Raw genomic sequence first — 18,598 nt, 5'->3', positions numbered from 1 at the left:
GTGAAGAGCACCTGGAAGAGCGGCGTGTGGCCCAGGCTGCGCTCCACGTCCAGCTCGTCCACCAGCCGCTCGAACGGCACCTCCTGGTGCGCGTACGCGCCCAGCGCCGTCTCGCGCACCCGGCCCAGCAGCTCGCGCACGGTGGGGTCGCCCGACAGGTCCACCCGCAGCGCCAGCGTGTTCAGGAAGAAGCCGATCAGGTCCTCCGTCTCGCCGCGCGAGCGGTTCGCGATGGGAGTGCCCACCACCACGTCGGTCTGGGCCGCGTAGCGCGAGAGCAGCGCCGCCACGCCCGCCAGCAGCGTCATGAACAGCGTCGCGCCCTCGCGCCGCGACAGCTCGCGCAGGTCCCGCGAGACTTCGTCCGGGAGCGTGAAGGAGGCGCGCCCGCCCCGCGGGTCCACCACCGCCGGGCGCGGGCGGTCCGTCGGCAGCTCCAGCACGGCGGGGGCGCCAGCCAGCCGCTCGCGCCAGTACGCCAGCTGCCGCTGCAGCACCTCGCCCTCCAGCCAGCGGCGCTGCCACACCGCGTAGTCCGCGTACTGCACCGGCAGCTCGGGGAGATGCGCCTCTTCGCCGCGCACCCGGGCCCCGTACAGCGCCGTCACCTCGCGCTGCAGGATCTCCATCGACCAGGCGTCGCTGGCGATGTGGTGCAGGGTGAAGAGCAGCACCGACTCTTCCGTTCCCACCCGCAGCAGCGTGCAGCGCAGGACCGGGCCGCGCGCCAGGTCGAACGGCCGCGCCGCCTCTTCGCTCGCCAGCCGCGCGACGGCGGACTCCCGCTCCGCCGCGTCGAGGGCGGAGAGGTCCACCACGGGGAGCCGCACCGGCGCCGGCGCGTGGACCACCTGCACCGCCTCGCCGTCCGCGCCGACGCCGAAGGTGGTCCGCAGCACCTCGTGCCGGCGCACGACCTCGCCGAGCGCCCACGCCAGCGCGGCCGCGTCCAGCTCTCCGGCCAGCCTGAGCGCCACCGGGACGTTGTAGGCCGCGCTCCCCGGCTCCAGCCGGTCCAGGAACCACAGCCGCTGCTGCGCGAACGAGAGCGGCAGCTCCCCATCGCGCGGCACGGGGACGATCGGCGGCGCTGCCACGCCCGCTCCGCCGCGCTGCAGCTCCTCCACGCGGCCGGCGAGCGCGCCCACCGTCTGCGCCTCGAACACCGCGCGCAGCGGCAGCTCCACGCCAAAGGCCTGGCGCACCCGCGAGACCACCCGCGTGGCGACCAGCGAATGGCCGCCCAGCTCGAAGAAGTTGTCCTCGACCCCGACCCGCTCCACGCCCAGCACCACGCTCCAGATCCCCGCCAGCACCTCCTCGGCGGCGGTGCGCGGCGCGACGTACGCCCGCTCCGCCTCCGCGCGCTCCGGCGCCGGCAGCGCCCGCCGGTCCACCTTGCCGCTGGGCGTGAGCGGCAGCGCCTCCAGCGCCACGAACGCGCCCGGCACCATGTAGTCGGGGAGCCGCGCCGAGAGGTGCTTCCGCAGCGCCGCCGGATCGGGCTTCTCCCCGCCCTCGCCCACCACGTACGCCACCAGCCGCCGGGTCCCGGGCGCGTCCTCGCGCGCGGCCACGGCGGCCTCGCGCACGGCCGGGTGCCCCCGCAGCACGCTCTCGACCTCGCCCGGCTCGATGCGGTAGCCCCGCACCTTCACCTGCTCGTCGGCGCGCCCCAGGTACTCCAGCTCGCCCGTGGCCAGCCAGCGCGCGCGGTCGCCCGTGCGGTACAGCCGCGCGCCCGGCTCGGCGGCGAACGGGTCGGGCACGAACGCCGCCGCGGTCTGCGCGGGGCGGCCCAGGTAGCCTCGCCCCACCTGCGCGCCGGCCAGGTACAGCTCGCCGGGGACGCCGGGCGCGGCCGGACGCATCCGCCCGTCCAGCACGTACGCCCGCGTGTTGCGCACCGGCCGCCCGATCGGCACCGTGGCCCCCTCTTCACCAGCGGCGACGTGCGCGGCGGCGTCGATGCAGACCTCGGTGGGCCCGTACAGGTTCACCGCCTCGACGGACGGGAGCGCCTCGCGGAGGCGGCGCACCAGCGCGGGCGGGAGCGCCTCGCCCCCCGCGAAGAGGCGGCGCAGCGAGCCGCAGCGCGCGAGCGCCGGCTCCTCCAGCAGCGCGCCGAGCAGCGTGGGGACGACCTGGAGGATGGTGACCCCGTGCTCCTCGACCTCGCGCAGGAGGAGCGCCGGGTCGCGGTGCGCGTCGGGGGCGGCCATCACCAGCGTGGCGCCCGCCGCGAGCGGCGCGTGGAACTCCCACACCGACGCGTCGAAGGAGAACGGCGTCTTCTGGAGGACGCGGTCGTCCGGCCCGAGCGGGAAGGCGTCCTGCATCCACGCCGTGTGGTTGGCCAGCGCCCGGTGCGGGATCGCCGCCCCCTTGGGCGTCCCCGTCGACCCCGAGGTGTAGATGGCGTACGCCAGGCTCTCCGGGTGGATGGAGAGCGGCGGATCGTCGCCGCGCTCGCCGGAGACGTCCTCGCCGTCGACGGCGACGACGGCGGTCCCGGGAGATGCGATGCGGCCGGCCAGGTCGGACCGGGTGAGGACGACGGGCGCGGCGGCGTCGGCCAGCATGTGGGCGACGCGCTCGGCCGGGTAGCCGGGGTCCACGGGGACGTACGCCGCCCCCGCCTTGAGCACGCCGTAGAGCGCGGCCACCATCTCCGCCGAGCGCTCCATCAGCACCGCCACCCGCGTCTCCGGGCCCGCGCCCAGGCGCAGGAGGCGGTGCGCCACGCGGTTGACGCGCTCGTTCAGCTCCGCGTACGTCCAGCGGGCGCCGTCCCACGACACCACGGCGAGCGCGTCCGGGGTGCGCGCGGCCCAGGCCTCGAGGCGGCGGTGCACCGGCTCGGCCGGGACCGGCGCCCGGGTGTCGTTCCACTCCTCCAGCACCCGCCGCCGCTCGGCCTCGTCCAGCAGCTCCAGCTCGGAGATCCGGGCGTCGGGGTCGGCCGCCGCCCGCTCCAGCAGGCGCGCCAGGTGCCCCGCCAGCCGCTCCGCGGTCGCCGCATCGAAGAGTTCCGCGCGGTAGGAGAGCGAGCCCCACAGCCGCTCGCCGGCCTCGCCCATGCCCAGGTCGAGGTCGAACTTCACCGTCCCGCTGTCGGCGTCGATCCGGTCGATCTCCGCCTCGCCCAGCCGCAGGCCGTCTCCGCGCTGCGCCGACTGGAAGGTGAAGAGCACCTGGAAGAGCGGGGTGTGGGAGAGGCTGCGCTCCACGTCCAGCTCCTCCACCAGCCGCTCGAACGGCACGTCCTGGTGCGCCTGCGCCTCCAGCACGCCCTCGCGCACCCGCGCGAGCACTTCCCGGAAGGTGGGGTCGCCCTCCAGCCGGGTGCGGATCACCAGCGTGTTGATGAAGAAGCCGATCAGGTTCTCCGTCTCCAGCCGCGTGCGCCCCGCGACCGGGGTCCCCACCGGCACGTCGTCGCCCGCCCCGTGGCGGGCGAGGAGCGCCTGCCACGCCGCCAGCAGCGTCATGTACAGCGTGGCGCCCTCGCGGCGGGAGAGCTCCCGCAGGGCCCGCGACAGCTCCGGCGAGAGCGCGAAGCCGTGGCTCGCGCCGCGCCGGCCCGCCACCGCCGGGCGCGGGCGGTCGAGGGGCAGGTCCAGCACCGCCGGCGCGCCCGCCAGCCGCCGGCGCCAGTACGCCACCTGGCGCTCCAGCACCTCGCCCTCCAGCCACCGCCGCTGCCACACCGCGTAGTCCGCGTACTGCACCGGCAGCGCGGGGAGACGGGCGTCTTCCCCGCTCACGTACGCCTCGTAGAGCGCCGTCACCTCGCGCTGCAGGATCTCGATCGACCAGCCGTCGCTGGCGATGTGGTGCACGGTGAAGAGCACCACCGACTCCGCCGCGCCGAGGCGCAGCAGCGTGCAGCGCAGCACCGGCCCCCGCGCCAGGTCGAAGGGGCGCGCGGCCTCCTCGCTCGCCAGCCGCGCGGCGAGGGCCTCGCGCTCCGCCGCGCCGACCGCGGAAAGGTCGACCACGGGCAGCCGCACCGGCGCCGGCGCGTGGACCACCTGCACCGCCTCGCCGTCCGCGTCCATGGCGAAGGTGGTGCGCAGCACCTCGTGGCGCCGCACCACCTCGCCGAGCGCCCACGCCAGCCCGGCCGCGTCCAGCGCGCCCTGCAGCCTGAGCGCGACGGGGATGTTGTACGCGGCGCTCCCCGGCTCCAGCCGGTCGATGAACCACAGCCGCCGCTGCGCGAACGACAGCGGCAGGGCGCCCTCGCGCGGCACGGGGACGACCGGCGGCGCCTCCACCCCCGCGCCGCCGCTCCGCAGCTCCTCCACGCGCCCGGCCAGCGCGCGCACCGTCTGCGCCTCGAACACCGCGCGCACCGGCAGCTCGACGCCGAACGCCTGGCGGGCGCGCACCACCACGCGCGTGGCGATGAGGGAGTGCCCGCCCAGCTCGAAGAAGTTGTCCTCCGCCCCCACCCGCTCGATCCCCAGCACCTCGCCCCAGATCGCCGCCAGCACCTCCTCGGCGGCCGTGCGCGGCGCCGCGTACCGGCGCTCCGCCTCCGCGCGCTGCGGCGCGGGGAGCGCCCGCCGGTCGACCTTGCCGTTGGAGGTGAGGGGGAGCCGGTCCAGCACCACGAAGGCCCCGGGGACCATGTAGTCCGGCAGCCGGTCGCGGCACCAGCGCCGCGCCGCGGCCACGAGCTCGGCCGGCTCCTCCCAGCGCTCGTTCTCGGCCGGGTCGAGCTCCGCGTCCGCCGCCGGGGCCGCCACCTCCGGGCGGCGGGCGTAGACGTCGAAGAGCGGCGTGCCGGCGAGCGCGCTGTCCTGGCCGACGGCCACGGTGAAGCCGCGGCTCTCCAGGAGCGAGCGCACCCGGTCCAGCCGCCCGTCCGTGTCGTGCACCTCCAGCACCACCTGCCGCACCAGCGGCCAGTGCTCGGCCGCGAGCCCCTCCAGCACCTCGAGCTCGCTCTTCTCCACGTCCACCTTGAGCAGGTCGATGCGGTCCACGCCCTCGGCCCGGATCACGTCGGAGAGGGTGCGCAGCTCGCACTCGCAGCGCTCCACGCGCAGCCGCTCGTCGAGCAGCTCCTCCAGTACGCCCCCGTCCACCGCCGCCGCGTCGGAGCCCAGCAGGAACGAGCGGACCACCCCGCGCTCCTCGGCGGCGCTGGCGTGCCGGCCCGAGAGGACCGAGGCGTGGGGGTAGTACGAGAACTCCGCCCGCCCGGGCCGCTCCGCCAGGCCGCACGCGAACAGGCGCCCACGCACGCCGTGCAGCTCCGCGTTCAGCGCGAGCGTCTCGAACACGGGCGGGATCGGCTCGAAGGCGTAGACGGTGGCGCCCGGGCGGCGCCGCGCCACCTGGAGGGTGAAGAAGCCGGCGTTGGCGCCCACGTCGAAGACCACCGCGTCGGCGGGGAGGTGGACGCCGCCGCCCAGGTAGGTGTCGCGCTCGAAGATCTCGCGGTAGAGGAACTCCGTCTCGTGCGCGTTGTGCGACACCACGGGCATGCCGTTGGGGAGCACCACCACCGGGCGCCCGTTCAGGCGCTCCCCGGCCTGCAGCCGCAGCAGCCGGGCGGCGGTGCCGGCCGTCTCGGCGTCGGGGACCAGGTAGGCGGCCAGCCGCCGGTCGCCGGGGGCGTCCTCGCGCGCCACCACCACCGCCTCGCGCACGGCGGGGTGCTCCAGCAGCACGCGCTCGATCTCGCCCGGCTCGATGCGGAAGCCGCGCACCTTCACCTGCTCGTCGGCGCGCCCCAGGTACTCCAGCTCGCCGTCGGTGCGCAGCCGCGCCCGGTCGCCGGTGCGGTACAGCCGCCCGCCCGGCGCGGCGCCGAAGGGATCGGGGACGAAGCGCTCCGCGGCGAGCCCCGGCCGGCCCAGGTAGCCGCGCGCCAGCCCCGCGCCGCCCACGTACAGCTCGCCCGCCACCCCCGGCGGCACCGGCCGCATCCGCCCGTCCAGCACGTACAGGCTGAGGTCGGGGATCGGCGCGCCGATCACGCTGGCCTCGCCCCGCTCCACGTCCTCGCGCGTGATCCTCCGCCAGGTGACGTGCACGGTGGTCTCGGTGATCCCGTACATGTTCACCAGGCGCGGGCGCTCGTCGCCGTGGCGCGCGATCCAGGGACGCAGCGCCTCCAGCGAGAGCGCCTCGCCGCCGAAGACCACCCACTCGAGCGCCAGCGGGCCCGCGGCGTCGCCCGCCGCGCGGTCGGCCTCGATCAGCTGGCGGAACGCCGAGGGCGTCTGGCTGAGCACCGTCACCCGCTCGCGCGCCAGCAGCGCGCGGAACTCCTCCGGCGAACGGGAGACCTCGAAGGGGACGACCACCAGGCGGCCGCCGTAGAGGAGCGCGCCCCAGATCTCCCAGACCGAGAAGTCGAAGGCGTAGGAGTGGAAGAGCGTCCACACGTCGCTCTCCCCGAACCCGAACCACGCGTCGGTGGCCTCGAAGAGGCGGGCCACGTTGGCGTGGGTGACCAGCACCCCCTTGGGGCGGCCGGTGGAGCCCGAGGTGTAGATCACGTACGCCAGGTGCGCCGGAAGGACCGCGGCGCCGGGCGAGGCGGCGCTCTCGCGCTCGAGCTCGGGCCACGCCTCGTCCAGGCAGAGCGTCGTCCCGCCGAACTCCGGGAGCCGGCCGCGGAGCGCCGAGTGGGTGAGCAGGACGCCGATCCCGGCGTCCTCCAGCACGAAGGCCAGGCGGTCGGCGGGGTAGGCGGGGTCGAGCGGCACGTAGGCGCCGCCCGCCTTGAGCACGCCCAGCACGGCGGCCACCAGCTCCGGGCTCCGCTCCAGGCAGAGCCCCACCCGCACGTCGGGGGCGACGCCGAGCCCGCGCAGGCGGTGCGCGAGCCGGTTGGAGCGCTCGTCGAGCTCCCGGTAGGTGAGCGTCCGCTCGCCGCAGGTGACGGCGGGCGCGTCGGGCGTGCGCGCGGCCTGCGCCTCGAAGCGGCGGTGCACCGCCTGCGCGGGGAACTCGGCCGGCGCGGCGCCCCACGCCTCCAGCGCCCGCCGCCGCTCGTCCTCGTCCAGCAGCTCCAGCTCCGAGAGCCGGGCGTCGGGGTCGGCCGCGGCCTGCTCCAGCAGGCGCGCCAGGTGGCGGGCCAGCCGCCCGGCCGTGGCCGCGTCGAACAGGTCGGCGCGGTAGCCGAGCGAGCCGGCCAGCCGCTCGCCCTCCTCGCTCATCCCCAGCGTGAGGTCGAACTTGGCCGTCCCGCTGTCGGAGGCGAGCGGGTCGATCTCCACCTCGCCCAGCCGCAGCCCCTCGTCGCGCTGGCGGGCCGCCTGCTCGAGCGAGAACATCACCTGGAAGACCGGGGTGTGCGCCAGGCTCCGCTCCACCCCCAGCTCGTCGACCAGCCGCTCGAAGGGGACGTCCTGGTGCGCCTGCGCCTCCAGCACGCCGTCGCGCACCCGCGCCAGCGCCTCGCGGAAGGTGGGGTCGCCCTCCAGCCGGGTGCGGATCACCAGCGTGTTGACGAAGAAGCCGATCAGCCCCTCCGTCTCCAGGCGCGTGCGCCCGGCCACCGGAGTGCCCACCACCACGTCCTCGCCCGCGCCGTACCTGCCGAGGAGCGCCTGCCACGCGGCCAGCAGCGTCATGTACAGCGTGGCGCCCTCGCGCCGGGAGAGCTCCCGCAGCGCCCGCGACAGCTCGGGCGAGAGCGTGAAGCCGTGGCTCGCGCCGCGCCCGCTCGACACCGCGGGGCGCGGCCGGTCGGTCGGCAGCTCCAGCACCGCGGGCGCCCCGGCCAGCCGCTCGCGCCAGTACGCCACCTGGTGCTCCAGCACCTCGCCCTCCAGCCAGCGCCGCTGCCACACCGCGTAGTCGGCGTACTGCACGGGCAGACCGGGGAGGTCCGCGTCCTCCCCGCGGGTCCACGCCTCGTACAGCGCCGTCACCTCGCGCTGCAGGATCCCCATCGACCAGCCGTCGCTGGCGATGTGGTGCAGGTTGAAGAGCACCGCCGAGTCCGCCGCGCCCAGCCGCAGGAGCGTGCAGCGCAGCACCGGCCCCCGCGCCAGGTCGAACGGGCGCGCGGCGTCCTCGCTCGCCAGCCGCTGGAGCCGGGCCTCCCGCTCCGCCTCGTCCAGGCCCGTCAGGTCCACGACCGGCAGCGTGACCGGCGCGGGCGCGTGGACCACCTGCACCGGCTCCCCGTCGGCGCCGGTGCCGAAGGTGGTACGCAGCACCTCGTGGCGCCGCATCACTTCCTCGAGCGCCCACCGCAGCCCGGCGGGATCGAGGTCTCCCCGCAGCCGCAGGGCGACCGGGAGGTTGTAGGCCGCGCTCCCCGGCTCCAGCCGGTCGATGAACCAGAGCCGCTGCTGCGCGAAGGAGAGCGGCAGCTCGCCGTCGCGCCGGGCGGGGACGATGGGCGGCGCCTGGACCGCCGTCCCGCGCAGCGCCTCCACGCGCAGCGCCAGCTCCGCGACGGTCTGCGCCTCGAAGACGGCGCGCAGCGGCAGCTCCACCCCGAACGCCTGGCGCACCCGCGAGACGAGGCGCGTGGCGACCAGGGAATGCCCGCCCAGCTCGAAGAAGTTGTCCTCCACCCCCACCCGCTCGACGCCCAGCACCGCGCCCCAGATCTCCGCCAGCACCTCCTCCACCGCCGTGCGGGGGGCCACGTGCGCGCTCGTGGACGGCTGCCGGCCGGGCTCGGGGAGCGAGCGCCGGTCCACCTTCCCGTTCGCCGTGAGCGGGAGCGCGTCCAGCACCACGAACGCGCCCGGCACCATGTACCCGGGGAGCCGCTCCCCCAGGTGCGCCCGCAGCGCCGCGGCCGAGGGCTCGCTCCCCTCCCGCCCCGCCACGTACGCCACCAGCCGCTTCTCCCCCGGCGCGTCTTCCCGGACCAGCACCACCGCCTCGCGGACCTCCGGGTGCTCCAGCAGCGCGGCCTCGATCTCCCCCGGCTCGATCCGGTAGCCCCGCACCTTCACCTGGAAGTCCAGCCGGCCCAGGAACTCCAGCTCCCCGTCGGCGCGCCAGCGCGCCCGGTCGCCGGTGCGGTAGAGGCGCGCGCCCGGCTCGCCGCCGAGCGGGTCGGGGACGAAGCGCTCCGCCGTCGGCCCCGGCCGGCCCAGGTACCCCCGCGCCACGCCGTCGCCGCCCAGGAACAGCTCGCCCGCCACCCCGATCGGCACGGGGCGGAAGTCGCCGTCCAGCACGTAGGCGCGCGCGTTGGCGATCGGCCGCCCGATCGGCACGGGCCCCGCGCCCACGCCCCCCGGCGGCACCGTGTACGTGCAGGCGAAGGTGGTGCACTCGGTGGGCCCGTAGCCGTTGACCAGCCGCCCGCCCCGCATCAGGCCCGCCACCCGCTCCACGTGCGGGGCGGAGAGGGCGTCGCCGCCGGCCAGGAGCTGGCCGAGCCCCGCCAGCGCCTCCGGCCGGGCGTCGGCCATCTGGTGGAAGAGCCCCGCCGTGAGCCAGGCCGTGGTCACCCCGCGCCCGGCCAGGAAGTCGCCCAGCTCCTCCAGCGAGGGGGTGTGGGGGGGATGGATCGCCAGGCGGCCGCCGTTCAGCAGCGCGCCCCAGACCTCGAAGGTGGAGGCGTCGAACGAGGCGGGGGCGAGCTGGAGGAAGACCTCGCCGGGGCCGAAGGAGGCGTAGTCCGCCCCCTTCACCAGGCGCACCACGTTGCGGTGCGTCACGGCCACGCCCTTGGGCCGCCCGGTGGAGCCGGAGGTGTACATCACGTACGCCAGCCCTTCGGCCGACGCCCGGCCCGGCGCCGCCTCCGCCGGCCCGTCCTCGGCCTCCGCGCCCGGCGCGTCGACGCAGACGACCGCGGCGGAGGCGCCGGCCGCCGCCTCGTCCACCCGCCCGCGGAGCGAGGAGCGCGTCAGCAGCACCCGCGCGCCCGCGTCGGCCAGCACCCAGCGCAGCCGCTCCGGCGGCAGCTCCGGGTCCAGCGGCAGGTAGGCGCCGCCCGCCGTGAGGGTGGCGAGGGTCGCGACGACCAGCTCCGGCGAGCGCTCCAGGCAGAGCCCGGCGACGACTTCCGGCCCCACGCCCAGGCGCCCGAGCCGGCGCGCCAGGCGATCGGCCCGCGCGTCGAGCTCCGCGTAGGTGAGCGCGCCGCCCTCCCACTCCAGCGCCACCGCCCCGGGCGTCCGCGCCGCCTGCTCCGCGAACAGCTCGTGCACGCACGCCCCGCGCGGGTACGCCCGGGCGGTGGCGTTCCACTCCTCCACCACCCGCCGCCGCTCCGCCTCGCCCAGCAGCTCCAGCTCGGAAAGCCGCCGCTCCGGCGCGAGGGCCATCTCGCCCAGCAGCGCGCGCAGGTGCCCCAGCATCCGCTCGACCGTGGCCGGCTCGAACAGCTCCGCCCGGTACTCCAGCAGCCCGGAGACGCCCTCCCCGTGGTCGACCATCCCCAGGTCGAGGTCGAACTTGGCCGTCCCGCTCGCCGTCGGCAGCGCCTCCATCCGCAGCCCGCCCGGCGCCGGCGGACCGCCGCCGCCGGCTTCCGCCGCCTCCAGCGTGAAGAGCACCTGGAAGAGCGGCGTGCGTCCCAGGCTGCGCTCCACGTCCAGCTCCTCCACCAGCCGCTCGAACGGCAGGTCCTGGTGCGCGTACGCGCCCAGCGCCGTCTCGCGCACCCGGCCCAGCAGCTCGCGCACGGTGGGGTCGCCCGAGAGGTCGACCCGCAGCGCCAGCGTGTTCACGAAGAAGCCGATCAGCCGCTCCGTCTCGCCGCGCGAGCGGCTGGCGATCGGGGTGCCCAGCACCACGTCGGGCCGGCCCGCGTAGCGCGAGAAGAGCGCCGCCGCCCCGGCCAGGAGCGTCATGAACAGCGTGGCCCCCTCGCGCCGCGACAGCTCGCGCAGCGCGCGCGACACCTCGTCGGGGAGCGCGAACGACGCGAACCCGCCGCGCGTGCCCGCCACGGCCAGGCGCGCCCGGTCGGTGGGCAGCTCCAGCACCGCGGGCGCGCCGGCGAGGCGCTCCTTCCAGTAGGCGAGCTGGCGGTCCAGCACCTCGCCCTCCAGCCAGCGGCGCTGCCACACGGCGTAGTCGGCGTACTGCACCGGCAGCTCGGGGAGCGGCGACGGCTCGCCGCGCACCCAGGCCCCGTACAGCGCCGTCACCTCGGCGCGCAGGAGCTTCGACGACCACGCGTCGCTGGCGATGTGGTGCAGGGTGAAGAGCACCACCGAGTCCGCCGCGCCCAGGCGCAGCAGGGTGCAGCGCAGCACCGGCCCCCGCGCCAGATCGAAGGGCCGCGCCGCCTCCTCGCGTGCCAGCCGCTCGACCCGCGCTTCCCGCTCCGCCTCGTCCACGCCCGAGAGGTCCACCACGGGCAGGCGCACCGGCGCCGGCGGGTGGACCACCTGCACCGCCTCGCCGTCCGCGTTCATGGCGAAGGTGGTGCGCAGCACCTCGTGGCGCCGCACCACCTCCGTGAGCGCCCACGCCAGGCCGGCGGCGTCCAGGGCGCCGGTGAGCCGGAGCGCCGCGGGGATGTTGTAGAGCGCGCTCCCCGGCTCCAGCTGGTCGATGAACCACAGCCGCTGCTGCGCGAACGAGAGCGGCAGCGCGCCGTCGCGCGGCACGGGGACGATCGGCGGCGCCTGCACGCCCGCCTCCTCCCGCTGCAGCTCCTCCACCCGCCCGGCCAGCGCGCGGACCGTCTGCGCCTCGAAGATGGCGCGCAGCGGCAGCTCGACGCCGAACGCCCCGCGCACCCGCGTGACCACCCGCATGGCCACCAGCGAGTGCCCGCCGAGGGCGAAGAAGTTGTCTTCGACCCCCACCCGCTCCAGCTCCAGCACCTCGCTCCAGATCGCCGCCAGCACCTCCTCGGCGGGCGTGCGCGGCGCCACGTACAGGTCGGCGCGCGAGGCGTCGTCGCCGGGGTCGGGGAGCGCGCGGCGGTCCACCTTCCCGCTGGGGGTGAGCGGGAGGGCGTCCAGCGCCACGAACGCGCCCGGAACCATGTAGTCGGGGAGCCGCTCGGCCAGGTGGGCCTTGAGCGCCGCCGGGTCGGGCTCCGCCGCGCCCTCGCCCACCACGTAGGCCACCAGCCGCGACGCGCCCGCCCCGTCCGCGCGCGCCACCACCACGGCGCGGCGCACGGCCGGGTGCCGCTCCAGCGCGCTCTCGATCTCTCCCGGCTCCACGCGGAAGCCGCGCACCTTCGCCTGCTCGTCGATGCGGCCCAGGTAGCGCAGCTCGCCGTCCGCCCGCCACCGCACCCGGTCGCCGGAGCGGTAGAGGCGCGCGCCCGGCTCGGCGGCGAAGGGATCGGGGACGAAGCGCTCCGCCGTGAGCGCCGGGCGGCCCAGGTAGCCGCGCCCCACCCCTTCCCCGCCCACCAGGAGCTCGCCCGGCACCCCGGCCGGCACGGGCCTGCCCGCCGCGTCCACCACGTAGAGGCGCACGTTGGCCACCGGGCGCCCCAGCGTCACCTCGCGCCCCGGCTCCACGCGCAGGACGGTGGTATTCACCGTGGCCTCGGTGGGGCCGTAGTGGTTCCAGATCTCCACCCCGGGGAAGCGCGCCCGCGTGCGCGCCACCAGCTCCGGCGAGAGCGCCTCGCCGCCCAGCAGCACCTTCTGCAGCCCGCCGAGCTCCGCCTGCCCGGCCTCCACCGCCTCCAGCAGCATGCTCCACAGCGACGGCACCCCGCCCACCACCAGCCGCCCGCGGCCGTCCAGCGCCCTCGCCAGCGCCGCGGGCTCCCGCAGCACCTCCTCGGGGAGGATCCACACCCGCCCGCCGGAAAGGAGGGGCGGGTAGATCTGCCGCACCGCCGCGTCGAAGGAGAGGCGGCTGATGAGCGGCAGGTCGTACGCCTCGCCGCCCAGCACCTCGGCGCCGAACCAGGAGAGGTAGTTGGCCACGCCCCGGTGCCGGATCGCCGCGCCCTTGGGCCGTCCCGTGGAGCCGGAGGTGTAGATGACGTACGCCAGGTTCTCCGGCCCGGCGCCCGCCGGGAGATTGGAATCGTCCCCCTCCGCCAGCTCGGCCGCGTCCGCGTCGACGCGGAGCACGATCCCGTCCTCGCTCGACAGCTCGCCCAGCCGCTCCAGGAGCGCGCCGCGCGTCACCAGCACGCGGGCGCCCGAGTCCTCGCGCATGTAGCGGAGCCGCTCGGCCGGGTACTCCGGGTCCAGCGGGAGGTAGGCGCCGCCCGCCTTCAGGACGCCCAGGATCCCCGCCACCAGCTCCGGCGAGCGCTCCAGCAGGAGCGCGACGACCGTCTCCGGGCCCACGCCCCGCCGCCGGAGCGCCCGCGCCAGCCGGTTGGCCCGCGCGTTCAGCTCCGCGTAGCTCACCCGCTCCGCGCCGAACTCCACGGCGTCCGCGTCCGGCGTGCGCGCGACCTGCGCCTCGAACAGCTCGTGCACGCAGAGGTCGCGAGGGAAGGGGCGCGCCGTGGCGTTCCACTCCTCCAGCACCCGGCGCCGCTCCTCCGGCCGCATGATCTCCAGCTCGCCGACCGGGCGCGCCGGCGCCGCGAGCGCCGCCTCCACCGCCCGGGCGAAGTGGCCGGCGAACGCCTCCACGGTCTCGCGCCGGTAGCGCGCCGCGGGGTAGAGGATGGTCCCCTCCACCCCCCGCTCGTCCGCGCGGACGGCGATGCGCAGCTCCTCGCCCGCGTCCAGCAGCGGCCCGTGGAACCCCTCCAGCGCCAGGCTGGCGCCGAAGAGGGGGCACCCCGGCCCCGCGCCGTCCAGCCCCAGCTCCTTCAGCAGGCGCGGGAAGGGATACGACTGCCGGGCGTAGGCGTCGGCCAGCGAATCCCGGACGGAGAGGAGGAGGTCGCGGAAGGGGGTGGCGGGCTCCACCCGGCCGGCGACGGCGAGCGCGTTGGGCTCCTCCCCCGCCCCGGCGGCGCCCAGCCGCGGCGGGCTCCCCACGATCACCACGCCGTACCCCGCGTAGCGCGCCAGGCACAGCTGCAGCCCCGCCAGCAGCGTCGCGTGCACCAGCAGCGGGTCGCCCCGGGAGAGCCGCCAGAGCGCCCGGTGCGCGCCGTCGCCCAGCGCGAACGCGGCTTCGTCCCGCTCCCCGCCGCGCTCCGGGGCGGCGTGGTCGGGAACCAGCACGGGCTCGACCGGCTCGCGCGGAAGGCGCTCCAGCCAGTAGGCGCGCTCGTCCCAGAGGATGCGGTCGAGGGCGAGCCGCGGAGTCTGTGTCTCTAGCATGCGGTTACCTGCGGGGTCCGGACCTGGGGGGTGGATTCCGGAAGCGGAACGGGGATCGAACCGCGGATCGCGGAGGCTGCGGAGCTCGGGGTCGGGATTCGGATCAACGGATCGGGCTCATACCACGTTGCAGAGCATCGTTCGGGTACAGCTTCTGAAAAGCCTCACACGGAGGACACAGAGGACACAGAGAACTTCGATCGCGTCTTCAGTTTCTCTGTGTTCTCTGTGTCCTCTGTGTGATTCCAATCTGTTCGGAACCAGAACAATGCTCGGCAACCTGGTGTCACACGGAGTCGACGGGGTCGACGGGGCAGCTTCGTCCCGGTCCTGCCGCCGACCTGGCCGACCCCGTTCGAGATGCGGCGCTGCTTCTCGAGCGCACCTCGGCCGGCGGAGACGGGGTCGGGCGTTCGACGGAAGGGGGGGATCGGGCCGGGTCACGCGCCGAGCGCCTCGAAGTCGAACTCCGCGGACTCGGCGAGGGCGGCGCGGGGCTCCTCGGCCGGCGGCGCGGCGGCCGGGAGGCCCGCGAGCGGCACGTCCAGCACGCGCGTGTCCGGCGCGGCGGCCAGCGCGGCGGCCATCGCCTGGAAGTCGGCCAGCAGCCGCTCGGCGGTCGCCCCGTCGAAGAGCGCCACGTCGTACTGGAGCGCGGCCCCCAGCTCGCCGCCCTGCTGCACCACCGTCAGCCGCAGGTCGAAGCGGGCGGTGTCGTCGACCACCCCCTCCAGCGGGCGGACGTCCAGCCCGGGGAATTCGGCGTCCCCGCCCTCGGCGTCGTGCTCGAAGGCGAACACGGCCTGCACCAGCGGCGGCACCCCGGGAACGCGCGGCACCTGCAGCTCCTCGACCAGGCGCTCGAAGGGGAGCTCCTGGTGGGTGTAGGCCTCCAGCGAGACGGCCCGCACCCGGCGCACCAGCTCCAGGAGCGGCGGATCGCCCGACAGGTCCACGCAGAGGGGGAGGAGGTTGACGAAGAAGCCGATCAGCCCCTCCACCTCGCGGTGCGCGCGGTTGGCCACCGGCGCGCCCACGATCACCTTCTCCTGCCCCGTGTGCCGGAAGAGGACGGCCGCGAAGGCCGCCAGGAGCGTCATGTTGGGGGTGGCCGCCTCGCGCCGCCCCAGCTCGGCCAGCCCCCCGGCCACCTCCGGCGCCAGCAGGGCCGACACGGTGCGCCCCCGGAAGCCCTGGACGGCGGGGCGCGGCCGGTCGGTGGGAAGCTCCAGCACCGCGGGAGCCCCGGCGAGCGCCCCGCGCCAGTACGCCAGCTCCCGCTCCATCACCTCGCCCCGCAGCCACTCCCGCTGCCACGCCGCGTAGTCGGCGTACTGCACCGCCAGCGGCGCGAGCGCCGGCTCCTCGCCGCGCAGGTACGCGCCGTAGAGCGCCGACACCTCGCGCACCAGGATCTCCATCGACCAGCCGTCGCTCACCACGTGGTGCAGGGTGAAGAGCACCACCGTGTCGCCGGGCGCCAGGCGCAGCAGCGCGCAGCGGTAGAGCGGCCCCCGCTCCAGGTCGAAGGGCCGCGTGGACTCGGCGCGCGCCAGCCGCCGCGCCTCGCGCTCGCGCGCCGCGCCGTCCAGCGCCGACAGGTCGACCGCGGAGATCCGGGCGGGCTCCGGGGGCCCCACCACCTGCACCGGCCGGCCGTCGGGGGTGGCGTGGAGCGTGGTGCGCAGCACCTCGTGGCGGCGCGCCACCCCGGTGAGCGCCCACGCCAGGGCGGCCGCGTCCAGCTCGCCCGCGACGCGCAGCGCCACGGGGATGTTGTAGGCGCCGCCGGCGTCCAGGTGGTGCAGGAGCCAGAGCCGCTGCTGCGCGAAGGAGAGCGGGAGCCCGCCCTCGCGGGGGACGGGGACGATCGGCGGCGGCCCGGCGTCGGCCGCGGCGCCCAGCAGCGCCTCCGCCCGCCCGGCCACCCCGGCCACGGTGGGCGCCTCGAAGAGCGCCCTCAAGGGGAGCCGCACCCCCAGCGCCGCGCTCACCCGCGAGGCCACGCGCGTGGCCAGGAGCGAGTGCCCGCCCAGCTCGAAGAAGTCGTCCTCGGCGCCCACCCGCTCGCGCCCCAGCACCTCGGCCCAGATCCGCGCGACCGCCTCCTCGGCGGCGGTGCGCGGCGCCACGTACTCCCGCGCGCCCGCCGCCGCGTCGTCGGGGGCGGGGAGCGACCGGCGGTCCACCTTGCCGCTGGGGGTGAGGGGGAACTTCTCCAGCACCACCACCGCGGAGGGGACCATGGGCTCCGGGAGGCGCTCGCGGAGCCAGGCGCGCACCCCGGCGGGATCGATCCCGGCGCCGGCGCCCGCCACGTACGCCACCAGCCGCCGGTCGCCCGAGGGGCCCTCGCGCACCACCGCCGCCGCCTGGGGCACCCCGGGGTGCTCCAGGAGCATGCTCTCCACCTCGCCCAGCTCCACCCGGTGCCCCCGCACCTTCACCTGGCCGTCCAGCCGCCCCAGGAAGGCGATCTCCCCGTCCGGGAGCCAGCGGACCCGGTCCCCCGTCCGGTACAGCCGCCCCCCGTCCCCGCCGAAGGGGTCGGGGACGAAGCGCGCGGCGGTGAGCCCCGGCCGCTCCAGGTAGCCGCGGGCCACCCCGGCGCCGCCGATGTACAGCTCCCCCGCCACTCCCGCCGGCACCGGCCGCATCCCCGGGTCCAGCACGTACAGCCGCGCCCCGTCGACGGGGTGCCCGATCGGCGGGAGGGCGGGCCACGCCTCCGGGCTCGCGCCCAGCCGGTACGAGCACACCGCGTGGGCCTCGGTGGGGCCGTACTCGTTCTTGAGGATGGCGCGCGGGGCCCGCGCGAACCACCGCCGCAGCGCGGGGGTCGACTGGAGCGGCTCGCCCGCGGTGACCACCTCGCGCACCCCGGCCGGGACGCGTCCCAGGGCGTCGGCCGCCTCGGCCAGGCTCTGCAGCGCCACGAAGGGGAGGAAGATGCGGGTGACGCCGTGCCGCTCCACCCACTCCAGGAGCCGCTCGGGGTCGCGGCGCGTCTCCTCGTCCACCAGCACCAGCCGCCCTCCCCCGTCCCAGGTGGAGAAGATCTCCTGGAAGGAGACGTCGAAGCTGAGCGAGGCGAACTGCAGCGCGGCCGCGGGCTCGTCGTCCAGCCAGCCGCGCCGCTGCCAGTCCAGGAGCGCCACCAGGGCGCCCCGCACCATCGCCACCCCCTTGGGCCGCCCCGTGGACCCCGAGGTGTAGATGACGTAGGCGAGGTTGGCGGGATGGACCCGCACGGCGGGGTTGGCGTCGCTCTCCTCCTCGAGCGACGGGTCCGCATCGGGCAGGAGGACGGGGACCTCGCCGTCCAGCCCCAGCGCGGCGGCGCGCTCGTCGCCCAGCAGGAGCCGCACTCGCGCGTCGCGCAGCATGAAGGCGAGCCGCTCGCGGGGGTACGCGGGGTCCAGGGGGACGTAGGCGCCCCCCGCCTTGAGGACGGCGAGCACCGCCGCGAGCTGCGCGGCCGAGCGGCGCATGCAGACCCCCACCCGCTCGTCGGGGCCCACGCCGGCCCGCATCAGCCGCCACGCCAGCCGGTTGGCCCGCGCGTTCAGCTCGCCGTAGCTCCACTCGCGGCCGTCCGCCACCACCGCCACCGCCCCCGGGGCGCGCTCCGCCCACCGCTCGAAGCGCTCGTGGACCGCCGGCCCCAGCGGCGGGATCAGGGGCGCCTCGCCCCACTCCCGCAGCACCCGCTCGCGCTCCTCGTCCGACAGCAGCTCGGCGGCGCCCAGCGGCCGGTCGCCGGCGGCGGCGAGCCACTCCAGGAGCCGGGCGTAGTGGTCGAGGAGCCGCTCCACCGCCTCGCCGCCGAGGTGCGCGCGGGCATGGTCGGCCAGGAAGAGGAGGTCGTCGCCCATGGGCGCGACGCTGAGCGTGAGCGGGTAGTTGGTCTGGTCGCGCTCGGGCTTGCCCGCGATGGAGAGGGCGCGCTCGCCCCTGCCGAGGCCGCCGTCCTCCACGGGCTGGTTGTTGAAGACGAAGAGGGTGTCGAAGAGGGGGGTCCCCACCGGGACCTCGCTCCAGCGCTGCACCTGCGTCAGCGGGGTGAACTCGTAGTCGCGCATCTCCGCCTGCCGCGCCTGCAGGGCGCGCAGCCACTCCACCGCGGGGCGCTCGTCCTCCACCCGCACCCGCACGGGGAGGGTGTTGATGAAGAGCCCCACGATCTCCTCCACCCCGGGGAGCTCCGGCGGCCGCCCCGAGACCGTGACCCCGAACACCACGTCCGCCTCGCCGCCGTAGCGGGAGAGGAGGAGCGCCCACGCGCCCTGCGCCAGCGTGTTCACCGTCAGCCCGTGCCGGCGGGCGGCCGCCCGCAGCCGCTCCGTCGCCTCCGGCCCCAGCGTCCGCTCCACCCGGGCGTAGCCGGCCGCGGCGGCGCCGTCGCCGGCCGGCCGCTCCAGCCCCAGCTCGGTGGGCGA

2 protein-coding genes are annotated in these 18,598 nt (G+C 76.6%); both read right to left on the bottom strand.

Translation table 11 applies throughout. The annotated features are described in order from the left end of the window. The coding region (locus VF746_23625; GenBank protein HEX8695423.1) for a non-ribosomal peptide synthase/polyketide synthase at positions 1-14,159 on the bottom strand (14,159 nt) is incomplete at its 3' end. A gap of 440 nt (positions 14,160-14,599) precedes the next feature. Beyond that, on the bottom strand, positions 14,600-18,598 hold a 3,999-nt coding region (locus VF746_23620; GenBank protein ID HEX8695422.1), incomplete at its 5' end, for an amino acid adenylation domain-containing protein.

The sequence above is a fragment of the Longimicrobium sp. genome (genome assembly GCA_036389795.1).
Taxonomy (GTDB): domain Bacteria; phylum Gemmatimonadota; class Gemmatimonadetes; order Longimicrobiales; family Longimicrobiaceae; genus Longimicrobium.
This window is presented reverse-complemented; position numbering and strand designations above follow the sequence as displayed.